16 protein-coding genes are annotated in these 9,069 nt (G+C 58.4%); 11 read left to right on the top strand and 5 right to left on the bottom strand.

Annotated features, from left to right (window positions below; all coding sequences use genetic code 11):
• The 9 genes from DARO_RS07785 to nifS all read left to right on the top strand — a co-directional run bounded on the left by DARO_RS07785 (position 1) and on the right by nifS (position 4,801).
• Positions 1-456, top strand: coding sequence for a SoxR reducing system RseC family protein (locus DARO_RS07785; RefSeq protein WP_041224278.1), 456 nt, complete (start codon positions 1-3; stop codon positions 454-456).
• On the top strand, positions 449-910 hold the full coding sequence (locus tag DARO_RS07790) for a NifX-associated nitrogen fixation protein (protein WP_011287266.1): 462 nt from the start codon (positions 449-451) through the stop codon (positions 908-910). Before DARO_RS07785 ends, DARO_RS07790 begins: the two co-directional genes overlap by 8 nt.
• A 15-nt stretch (positions 911-925) precedes the next feature.
• Positions 926-1,144: a CCE_0567 family metalloprotein gene (locus tag DARO_RS07795; protein ID WP_011287267.1), complete on the top strand. Its 219-nt coding sequence runs from the start codon at positions 926-928 to the stop codon at positions 1,142-1,144.
• On the top strand, positions 1,141-1,410 hold the full coding sequence (gene fdxB, locus DARO_RS07800) for a ferredoxin III, nif-specific (protein WP_011287268.1): 270 nt from the start codon (positions 1,141-1,143) through the stop codon (positions 1,408-1,410). Before DARO_RS07795 ends, fdxB begins: the two co-directional genes overlap by 4 nt.
• Before the next feature lie 29 nt (positions 1,411-1,439).
• The gene (locus DARO_RS07805) at positions 1,440-1,769 is read left to right on the top strand and encodes a hypothetical protein (protein ID WP_041224279.1); all 330 of its coding nucleotides are present in this window, start codon (positions 1,440-1,442) and stop codon (positions 1,767-1,769) included.
• Positions 1,770-1,772: 3 nt separating this feature from the next.
• Positions 1,773-2,189: a hypothetical protein gene (locus tag DARO_RS07810; RefSeq protein WP_011287270.1), complete on the top strand. Its 417-nt coding sequence runs from the start codon at positions 1,773-1,775 to the stop codon at positions 2,187-2,189.
• Between the two features lie 121 nt (positions 2,190-2,310).
• Positions 2,311-2,634, top strand: coding sequence for an iron-sulfur cluster assembly accessory protein (locus tag DARO_RS07815; protein WP_011287271.1), 324 nt, complete (start codon positions 2,311-2,313; stop codon positions 2,632-2,634).
• A gap of 12 nt (positions 2,635-2,646) precedes the next feature.
• Positions 2,647-3,543: a Fe-S cluster assembly protein NifU gene (nifU, locus tag DARO_RS07820; protein ID WP_011287272.1), complete on the top strand. Its 897-nt coding sequence runs from the start codon at positions 2,647-2,649 to the stop codon at positions 3,541-3,543.
• A 43-nt stretch (positions 3,544-3,586) separates the two neighbouring features.
• Positions 3,587-4,801, top strand: a complete 1,215-nt coding sequence (gene nifS, locus DARO_RS07825; RefSeq protein ID WP_011287273.1) for a cysteine desulfurase NifS — start codon at positions 3,587-3,589, stop codon at positions 4,799-4,801.
• 296 nt (positions 4,802-5,097) lie between these two features.
• Here the strand turns inward: nifS and DARO_RS07830 are convergent, their stop codons facing one another.
• The 4 genes from DARO_RS07830 to DARO_RS07845 form a co-directional block, all read right to left on the bottom strand.
• A complete protein-coding gene (locus tag DARO_RS07830) occupies positions 5,098-5,391 on the bottom strand; it encodes a hypothetical protein (protein WP_041224280.1) in 294 nt (97 codons plus the stop codon).
• 111 nt (positions 5,392-5,502) lie between these two features.
• Positions 5,503-5,763 carry a pentapeptide MXKDX repeat protein gene (locus DARO_RS07835; RefSeq protein WP_011287275.1) on the bottom strand — a complete coding sequence of 87 codons (261 nt, stop codon included), beginning with the start codon at positions 5,761-5,763 and terminating at the stop codon, positions 5,503-5,505.
• Between the two features lie 71 nt (positions 5,764-5,834).
• Positions 5,835-6,623, bottom strand: a complete 789-nt coding sequence (locus tag DARO_RS07840; RefSeq protein ID WP_198134118.1) for a molybdopterin-binding protein — start codon at positions 6,621-6,623, stop codon at positions 5,835-5,837.
• 12 nt (positions 6,624-6,635) lie between these two features.
• Positions 6,636-7,196, bottom strand: coding sequence for a cytochrome b/b6 domain-containing protein (locus DARO_RS07845; RefSeq protein WP_497463042.1), 561 nt, complete (start codon positions 7,194-7,196; stop codon positions 6,636-6,638).
• 186 nt (positions 7,197-7,382) lie between these two features.
• Between DARO_RS07845 and DARO_RS07850 the strand changes: the two genes are divergently transcribed.
• Positions 7,383-7,955 (top strand): sigma-70 family RNA polymerase sigma factor, encoded by a 573-nt coding sequence (locus DARO_RS07850; protein WP_011287278.1) that lies wholly within the window; start codon positions 7,383-7,385, stop codon positions 7,953-7,955.
• A 20-nt stretch (positions 7,956-7,975) separates the two neighbouring features.
• A complete protein-coding gene (locus tag DARO_RS07855) occupies positions 7,976-8,593 on the top strand; it encodes an NrsF family protein (protein WP_011287279.1) in 618 nt (205 codons plus the stop codon).
• Positions 8,594-8,595: 2 nt separating this feature from the next.
• Here the strand turns inward: DARO_RS07855 and DARO_RS07860 are convergent, their stop codons facing one another.
• Positions 8,596-9,063: a nuclear transport factor 2 family protein gene (locus DARO_RS07860; protein WP_041224282.1), complete on the bottom strand. Its 468-nt coding sequence runs from the start codon at positions 9,061-9,063 to the stop codon at positions 8,596-8,598.
• Positions 9,064-9,069: the final 6 nt, after the last annotated feature.

Below are 9,069 nucleotides of genomic sequence, written 5' to 3' on the forward strand. Positions count from 1 at the left end.
ATGATCGAACACTGGGGCATGGTCAGGCGCATCGACAATGGCCGGGCGACAGTCGTTGTCGAGACCACGGCCTGCGGTATCTGTGGGCATGGCGGGCATTGCGGCGTTGGCAAATCGGCCGATGGCGGCTTGGCAACCACGCTTGATCTGCCGGCTACCGATGGCCTGAAGGAAGGCGACTTCGTCAATGTCGGTCTGCCGGAATCCGGCCTTTCACTCGCCGCCTTGCTCGGCTATCTCTTTCCCGTGCTGGCCACGCTGGTCGGCACCCTGGCCGGTGTCATGACCGGCGGTGGCGATTCTGCGATGGCGCTCGGCGCCGCAGCAGGATTCGTCGCCTCGTTGCTCGTGGCGCGCATCCTGATCGCCTGCACCCCCGGTCTGTCGCCGGCGCCGCAACTCCTTTCACCTTCCTCCCTATCGACCACTTTCCCCCAGGAGTATCACCATGACTGAAGCCATTGCCGCCGATCCCATCTTCCAAACCGATTTCGTCAAGGAAATGGCTCGCCAGATGCGCGCCCTCGACACCTACGGCACCTACCAGGGCTGGACGGTCGAGAAGATTCTCGATCCTTATGTGCTGACCAAGGAACGCAAGGCCGAAATCCCGCTGATCGGCGATCCGGACGACGAGACCATTTCCCGCGTCAAGGCCTTCTATAACGCCATCGCCGTGCTGATCGAAAAGGAATGCAAACTGCTCGCCGTGCCGCTGGTGCACCTGACGCACGAAGGTTTTGGCCGCGCCCTGATCACTGTCGGCAAGCTGGTTGCTGTCGACCGCACCCTGCGTGACGTGCATCGCTTCGGTTTCGCCAGCCTGTCCAAGATGAAGGACGAAGCCGACAAGATCCTCTCCATCGCCATCGAGCGCATTGGCGAGCACCCGGCCGTGGCCGGCCTGTAATTCGCTGGAGGCAATATGTCCGACGAAGAAATCGCCGCCCTCGACAAGGAAGTGAAGAAGTTGAAGCGCATCGCTTCCGAGTGGGCTTCCCAGATGCACGACCTCGTGGAAGACCGCCTGCCGGCGGCCTACCACGAGATCCCCGGCATCGCCCAATCCACCTTTGATGCCTGCCAGACCTGGGCTGAAGCCAGTGCCCGTCTTGCCGCAGCCCAGAAAGGACAACCCGCATGATTACCGGACTCACCAAGGGCGGCACCGAATGGACGCCGCAATTCGCCACGAATCTCGACCAGTCCAAGTGCATCGGCTGCGGCCGCTGCTACAAGGTCTGCCCGCGCAACGTGCTCGATCTGGTCGAGCGCGAGCTGGACGATGACAACGATGACGAAGACGACAACATGATGGTCATGTCGCTGGCCAACCCGGCCGACTGCATCGGTTGTGGCTCTTGTGGGCGGGTTTGTCCGAAGGACTGCTACACCTACGCTCCGGCCTGATCATGGCGTTGCCGTCACAAGTTTCCGCCATGGCTGCGCAGGGTGAAGCCGTGTGCATCGCCCTGCGCAGCCAGGTGGAAAAACTCGGCCTGTCGATCGGCAACGAGCCGGTTTGGGCCGAGGCCACGTTCGAGGAAGCGACCGACCCCTTTTCGCAGGAAGTCAGCGTTGTTGCCTATTGGCGCGGCAAGGCGCGTTTCGGCAAGGCCACCTTCTTTCCGGATGGCCGCATCTTTGCTGAATATCAGGTGCTGCTGCCGCATCCGGAGAAAGAAGACAGCTACATTGACTCGGTACAGATCTGGGGCAACCGTCAAAAACTGAGTGGTGAAGCCGTGATCGCCGCGTACATGAAGTAGGCCATGACTGCGCTGCCCCGGCTGATTCTGATTCACAAGCACGCGACCAGCGGTCGTGTCCGCTTTCTGTGCCTGAGCTCTGGTGTGGTTGCCTTCAAGCCTTTGCCGGCTCTGTCGGCGCTGCGCGACGAAGATTATTCACCGACCCTCCAGTTCCATCCGACGGCGGCCGTCCGCGAGGCGGAGATTCATCTCGGGCTGGCCGAAGGGGGCATCGAGCCGGTGCCTGATTTCCAGGCCTGGGTCGATACGCCGGAAGGTGACGTGCCGGTGCTGCTGGCCGCCTTTGCCGGCATAGACCCGCCGTTTTCTGCGGCGGAGCGGACCAATAGCCGATTCATCGCGATCACCGAATCGCGCCAGCTCAGCGAAATCGAACGCAACCTGTTGCGGCGGGCCTACGAACACGTTCTTGGCTGATTGTCGCAAAAGCGACAAAGCGCTGCGGTGCAACAATTCAATTAATTCAGTTGCTTAAGTTGATTCTCTGGCATGGCACAGGGCTTGCAATGAATAGCCCATCTACTCTGGGAGAATCGCCATGATCAATCTGACCCCCGCTGCCGTTAAGGCTGTTCAACGTTTTATCCGCGGTTCCGAAACACCGGTTATCGGTCTGCGCCTGACCATCTCGGGTGGCGGCTGCTCCGGCCTGCAATACGGTATGAAGCTCGAAAACGAGAAGGCCGACGACGACTGGGAAATGGAAGTCGATGGCGTCAAGCTGCTGGTCGATGCGATGACCATGCCGATGATCGACAACGTCACTGTCGATTTCGTCGACACCCTGACCCATACCGGTTTCAAGTTCGACAACCCCAACGCCAGCGCCCAGTGTTCCTGCGGCTCGTCATTCTCGGTTTAAGGAGCTAACACCATGTGGGAATATTCAGACAAGGTTCGCGAACATTTCTTCAACCCGCGCAATTCCGGTCCACTGGAAGAAGCGAACGGCATCGGCGATGTCGGGTCCATCCAGTGCGGCGACGCGCTGCGCCTGATGCTCAAGGTCGAGCCGGAAACCGAGATCATTCTCGACGCGCATTTCCAGACCTTCGGCTGCGGTTCGGCAATCGCTTCATCGTCGGCGCTGACCGAAATGGTCAAGGGCATGACGCTGGATCAGGCGCTGGAAGTCTCCAACCAGAACATCGCCGATTACCTCGACGGCCTGCCGCCGGAAAAGATGCACTGCTCGGTGATGGGCCGCGAAGCCCTGCAGGCCGCCATTGCCAACTATCGCGGCGAAGAGTGGTCCGATGACCACGAAGAAGGCGCCCTGATCTGCAAGTGTTTCGCCATCGATGCCGTGATGATCGAGGATGTGGTCAAGGCCAACAACCTGAACACCGTCGAGGAAGTGACCTTCTACACCAAGGCCGGCGGTGGTTGCGCCGCCTGCCACGAAGGCATCGAGGAAATCCTTGCCCAGGTCAAGGCCGAACGCGCCGGTCCCGGCGAAGTCTCGCCGCCGCCGGCCTGCCCGGCAACGCCGGAAGCGCCGAAACCGCCGACAAAGAAGCTTTCGATTGTCGAGAAGATTGCCAAGATTCAGGAAGTGCTCGAATCGGTCCGCCCGATGCTGCTCCGCGATCACGGCGATGTCGAGCTGGCCGACGTCCAGGGCAAGAAGATCTACGTCCATCTGAAGGGCGCCTGCTCCGGCTGCATGATGGAAGCGGCGACCCTGGGTGGCATCCAGCAGAAGATGATCGAGACGCTGGGTGAACTGGTGCAGGTGCTGCCGTCGTCGCACATGCCCGTAGAGGCCTGAGTCGAACCTACCCCGTCACAACAGAGAACCCGAGGACTGCGCCATGGAACTTAAACCGATCTACCTGGACAACAACGCCACGACGCGGGTCGATCCTGCCGTGGTCGAAACCATGCTGCCGTTTTTCACGGAGCATTTCGGCAACGCCTCGTCGATCCACGCCTTCGGCAGCGAAGTCGGCAAGGCCTTGAAGAAGGCCCGCAGCCAGGTTCAGGCGCTGCTTGGCGCCGAGCACGACTCGGAAATCATCTTCACCTCCTGCGGCACCGAGTCCGACTCGACCGCCATCCTGTCGGCGCTCAAGGCGCAGCCGGACCGCAACACGGTGATCACCACCAACGTCGAGCATCCGGCCATCCTGACGCTGTGCGAGTGGCTGGAGAAGGAAGGCTACATCGTCCACAAACTGAAGGTGGACAAGAAGGGCCGGATCGACATGGACGAGTACAAGTCCCTGTTGAACGACCGCGTCGCCGTCGTCTCGGCCATGTGGGCCAACAACGAGACGGGCACCCTTTTCCCGGTCGTCGAGATGGCTGAACTGGCCTCGGCCAAGGGCATCATGTTCCATACCGACGCCGTGCAGGCCGTCGGCAAGATTCCCATCGATCTGAAGAACACCAAGATCGACATGCTCTCGCTGTCCGGCCACAAGCTGCACGCGCCCAAAGGCATCGGCGTGCTCTACCTGCGCCGCGGCTGCCGCTTCCGTCCGCTGCTCCGTGGTGGTCACCAGGAACGTGGTCGTCGTGCCGGCACCGAGAACTCGGCATCCATCGTCGGCCTCGGCATGGCCTGCGAACTCGCGATGCAGAAAATGGAAACCGAGAACACCACGGTCAAGCGCTTGCGCGACAAGCTGGAACAGGGCCTCCTGAGCCAGATCACGCACTGCTTCCCGACTGGCGACGTGAGCAACCGCCTGCCCAATACCAGCAACATCGCGTTCGAGTATATCGAGGGTGAGGCTATCCTGCTGCTGTTGAACAAGCTGGGCATCGCGGCCAGTTCGGGCTCGGCCTGTACCTCCGGCTCACTCGAACCGTCGCATGTGATGCGCGCCATGGGCATTCCCTACACCGCCGCCCACGGCACGATCCGCTTCTCGCTGTCGGTCTACAACACCGAAGCCGAAATCGATCGCGTCATCGCAGCGGTGCCGCCAATCATCGCCCAACTGCGCAAGCTTTCACCATACTGGACCGACAAGGGCCCGGCCGCCAATCCCGAAGCCGCCTTCGCCCCGACTTACGCCTGACGGCAACCGTCTCTCTCAGCAGCAACCTCGGTTCGCCCCGGAAGCAATTCCGGGGCGTTTTTTTTGGTATCCGGAAACTCCTGCTGATTGCGTGCAAAGGAAGCGGGGCAACGGTTGCCGCTTCGAGCTGTATGTTCGTTGTGTTCCCGTAGCAGCCATCCGTAATGGCAATGGTTCAACAACGGTCTTTGAGGGGAGCCGCCGTTCGGTATGCCAACTCAAGGACAACAGTTCGTCTATTTTCTCCGTTGGCAGCCCTTCAGTTGAATGGCTGGTGTCGCACAGGTTGCCGAGTTCTATGCATATTCATTCATGCGGCTCCCTAGGCTGCCTGTTCCCAATGCTTCAGGTTTGGCCTCAGGTGAAACGTATTTTTGCGTCTGGGGCGCCTTTATTTTTTGCTCGATGGCGGCAATCTTGTCGCTTAATTCCTGGATTTTGGCTTTGCCTTCCGGTGTCTTGCACGATGGGCAATTTACCCAGTCCGCTAGCTGAACCTTGTACTTGTCCAATCGCACGTCCAGTCCGGATACCGAATTTACGGCATATCCGGGGCTTGCAAGGCTGCTTGATCCAACTGCATTTAACATACCTCTCTCCAAAGCACTGATGGGTATTTATAAAACCCACCCGGCTCGTTGACTCGAACGCTTCCCAAGTCCCGCTGAGCTGCCTTCAAGCCAACGCCGGGAATTAATGGCTTACTTCTTCATTTCGTCCTTGCCCATGGTGTCCTTTGCCATAGGGTCTTTCTTCATCGCATCCTTTTTCATCTGCTCTTTGCCCATGCTGTCTTTCTTCATGGTGTCTTTGGCCATGTGATCCTTGGCCATGGTTTCCTTCTTCATTCCGTCCTTGGCCATCCCGTCGCCGGCATCTTTTTTCATCATCTCATCAGCAAATGCGTTACTACCGGCAAGCATTAGACAGGCAGCGAAAATGGTAGAAGTAATCTTTTTCATGGTGAACTCCGTTGTGGTTAGTAAGCAAGTGGCGAAATCGCCGGGTATTCAGGGCTGTTGGGCGCGATTGCTCAACTGCCACCGAACCAGTTGTACCCCTGGTCTTCCCAGTAGCCCCCGGGGTAGGTGTTGGTGACAAAAATGGCTTGGATGTGTTTTGGGTTCTTGTAGCCGAGCTTGGTCGGCATGCGCAGTTTCATCGGGAAGCCATAACGTGGCGGCAATGGCTGATCGTCGTAGGTCAGCGTCAGCAGCGTCTGAGGATGTAGCGCCGTCGGCATGTCAACGCTGGTGTAGTAATCGTCAGCACATTTGAATCCGACATATTTCGCGGTCGTGTCGGCGCCGACCCGGCGCAGGAAGCTGGCAAATGGGACGCCCCCCCATTTTCCGATCGCACTCCAGCCCTCGACGCAAATATGGCGGGTGACCTGAGCCATCTGCGGCATGGCACGCAACTCGGCGAGTGTCCAGGTGCGTTTGTCGGCCACCATCCCTGAAACCTCCAGACGATAGGATTCTTCGGCTACTTCCCGAATCTCGTCTTCGCCGTAGTAGGCATTGAATGGAAAGGGGCGAGTAATCATCGATTCGGGATAGGTCGGCGCTAATCGGTTGGGATCGAATAGCCATGCCTGCGCCTTGTCGTTGAAGCGTGAAACTTTCATCAACGCTTTCTCGACGCTTTCTTCATCAACCACCGCACACCCGCTGAGCAGAGATAAACCACCCAGGCTCAAGGAGCGTTGCAGAAAGGCTCGGCGCGTCGGTTGCTCGATGTGGCGTCCGAGATCCTTCAAGGCATTCTTGATCAGGGCTTCACCGTTGGTGGAGAACAGTTGTGCAGGTTTTTTGATCATCATCGTTTTCCTCTATCGACCGCGAAGCATGGCGAGCAGCGTGCGTGGCACCAGCGCCACCATGATCAGATGAATCCCGGCGAAAGCTACCATTCCGCCCATCGCGAAGAAGTGCACCCGGCGCGCCGATTCATAGCCGCCGAGCAGTTCCCGAAGAAGCGGAAACTGCACCGACTTCCAGAGGACCAGACCGGACAGCACCAGCAAAATGGAATCGAGCATTACAAAAAGATAGGCAGTACGCTGGACAGCGTTGTAATGACTGAGGTCGGCATGTGACAGTTTTCCCTTGAGGGCAGCCGCGATATCAGCAAACAAGGCGCGCGGCGAGAGCGGGAGGAATTTGTGAAACAGGCGCTGGCTGACGATATTGCTGGCCAGATAAATGATCCCGTTCGCCATCAGGAGCCACATGGCGGCGAAATGCCATTGAATCGCGCCACCCAGCCAGCCACCCAGTGTCAGATGGCCGGGAATGGCAAAGCCCAGGAAAGGCGAGGCATCGTAAATTCGCCAGCCGCTCATCGCCAAGACAATGACTGCGAGCGCATTGACCCAGTGCGTGAGGCGCACCCAGAGCGGGTGTATGAGTCCGTTGCCATTTGCCAAGATGTCCATCCTTTCGCTTCGTGAAGAATTAATCTGCGCTCTGAAAGGTAATTCGGGCTTAGCTGGCGATTGGTTACAAGCTCAGGCAAAATTTGTTTTCTCCTGAACCTGGCCTTGTATTTCCTTCTGCCGGTGTAACCAAAGGCATCAATGCAACGAACTAATAGAGAAGAGGGTTTTCGGGCGAAGGAGGATCGTCTCAAGACCTTGCTGATGCGCGGCTTGGCCGGTGAGAATGCCGCCTATCAAGTGTTCTTGACCGAGCTGAGCGCCCATCTGCGGGCGTTCCTGCGCAGACGTTTGATCCAATTGCCTGATGAGGTGGAAGACTTGGTGCAAGAAGCACTCCTTGCCGTACACAACCAGCGGCACACTTATGAACCCGGCCAGCCATTGTCGGCCTGGGTGCAGGCTATCGCCCGCTACAAGCTGGTTGACCTGCTGCGTCGGCGCGCTGTGCATGAGACCCTTAACGATCCGCTGGATGAGGCGATGGAAGTCTTTTCAAGCTCGGACACCGAGGCCGCAGAGGCTCGCCGTGACTTGAACAAGTTACTGGCCGACCTTCCCGAGCAGCAACGACTACCCATTGTGCACACCAAACTGGAAGGATTGTCGGTGAAGGAAACAGCCGACCTCACCGGCATGTCGGAGTCAGCAATCAAGGTTGGCGTTCATCGTGGCTTGAAAGCACTCGCACTAAAGATCAGAGGCATTTTGTGAAAACTGACGATCTCATTTCCATGCTGGCAACAGGCGACAGTAGCGTGGGCGGTCCCCGAACCGGAACCCGTTACGTCATGGCCGGCTGCCTGGGGGCCATTGCTGCCGGATTGATGATGATGGTGCTATTGCAGCTTCGTAGTGACCTTCAGCAAGCACTGTTGCTCCCGATGTTTTGGGTAAAGATCGGGTTTGTTGCCTGCCTTGCCGGGGCCAGCCTGTTCGCTGTGCTGCGCCTTTCGCGACCCGGCGCAAGCCTTGATGGCATTACGTTGTTCCTGGTTTTACCCGTGCTGACCATTTGGACTATTGCTGCCTACTCATTGATCAACGCCGACCCGGGTGAGCGCTCACGACTTTTCTTCGGCGACACATGGACAGTTTGCCCGCTATTGATCGCGCTTCTTTCGCTGCCGGTTTATCTGGCCATATTCAGAGTCATGCAGGATATGGCGCCGACCCGACCAAGAACTGCCGGATTTGCGGCAGGGCTTTTGTCCGGCGCGATCGCGGCAAGCGTCTATTGCCTGCATTGCCCGGAAATGGGTGCCCCGTTCATCGGCTTCTGGTACCTGCTGGGAATGCTTGTTCCAGCCGTGATTGGCGCCTGGCAGGGCAATACCCGTTTGCGCTGGTGACTTTACAAATCAAACGCACTCAGCGAAGGGTGGTCATCCGGACGACGCCCGAGCGGCCAGAAGAATTTTCGTTCTGATGCATCAATCGGCAGATCGTTGATGCTGGCGAATCTGCTCATCATGAAGCCGGACTCGTTGAATTCCCAATTCTCGTTGCCATAGGCGCGAAACCATTGCCCCGCGTCGTCCCGGAACTCATAGGCGAAGCGCACCGCGATGCGATTGCCGGTGTAGGCCCATAGCCCCTTGATCAGGCGATAGTCCTTTTCCTTTTCCCACTTGCGCATCAGGAATTGCCGGACCTGCTCGCGACCGACCGGGAATTCCGTCCGGTTCCGCCAGCGCGTATCTTCGGTATAGACCAGCACGACTCGGTCCGGGTCGCGGCTGTTCCAGGCATCTTCCGCCAGTCGTACCTTCTGGGTGGCGGTTTCAGCGGTAAATGGCGGCAAGGGTGGTTTGGTTTCCATCATGAC

Source organism: Dechloromonas aromatica RCB (genome assembly GCF_000012425.1).

Coding starts and splice junctions, on each gene's coding strand:
- DARO_RS07785 (WP_041224278.1), top strand. CDS start 1: ATGATCGAACACTGGGGCATGGTCAGGCGCATCGACAATGGCCGGGCG.
- DARO_RS07790 (WP_011287266.1), top strand. CDS start 449: ATGACTGAAGCCATTGCCGCCGATCCCATCTTCCAAACCGATTTCGTC.
- DARO_RS07795 (WP_011287267.1), top strand. CDS start 926: ATGTCCGACGAAGAAATCGCCGCCCTCGACAAGGAAGTGAAGAAGTTG.
- fdxB (WP_011287268.1), top strand. CDS start 1,141: ATGATTACCGGACTCACCAAGGGCGGCACCGAATGGACGCCGCAATTC.
- DARO_RS07805 (WP_041224279.1), top strand. CDS start 1,440: ATGGCTGCGCAGGGTGAAGCCGTGTGCATCGCCCTGCGCAGCCAGGTG.
- DARO_RS07810 (WP_011287270.1), top strand. CDS start 1,773: ATGACTGCGCTGCCCCGGCTGATTCTGATTCACAAGCACGCGACCAGC.
- DARO_RS07815 (WP_011287271.1), top strand. CDS start 2,311: ATGATCAATCTGACCCCCGCTGCCGTTAAGGCTGTTCAACGTTTTATC.
- nifU (WP_011287272.1), top strand. CDS start 2,647: ATGTGGGAATATTCAGACAAGGTTCGCGAACATTTCTTCAACCCGCGC.
- nifS (WP_011287273.1), top strand. CDS start 3,587: ATGGAACTTAAACCGATCTACCTGGACAACAACGCCACGACGCGGGTC.
- DARO_RS07830 (WP_041224280.1), bottom strand. CDS start 5,391: ATGTTAAATGCAGTTGGATCAAGCAGCCTTGCAAGCCCCGGATATGCC.
- DARO_RS07835 (WP_011287275.1), bottom strand. CDS start 5,763: ATGAAAAAGATTACTTCTACCATTTTCGCTGCCTGTCTAATGCTTGCC.
- DARO_RS07840 (WP_198134118.1), bottom strand. CDS start 6,623: ATGATCAAAAAACCTGCACAACTGTTCTCCACCAACGGTGAAGCCCTG.
- DARO_RS07850 (WP_011287278.1), top strand. CDS start 7,383: ATGCAACGAACTAATAGAGAAGAGGGTTTTCGGGCGAAGGAGGATCGT.
- DARO_RS07855 (WP_011287279.1), top strand. CDS start 7,976: ATGCTGGCAACAGGCGACAGTAGCGTGGGCGGTCCCCGAACCGGAACC.
- DARO_RS07860 (WP_041224282.1), bottom strand. CDS start 9,063: ATGGAAACCAAACCACCCTTGCCGCCATTTACCGCTGAAACCGCCACC.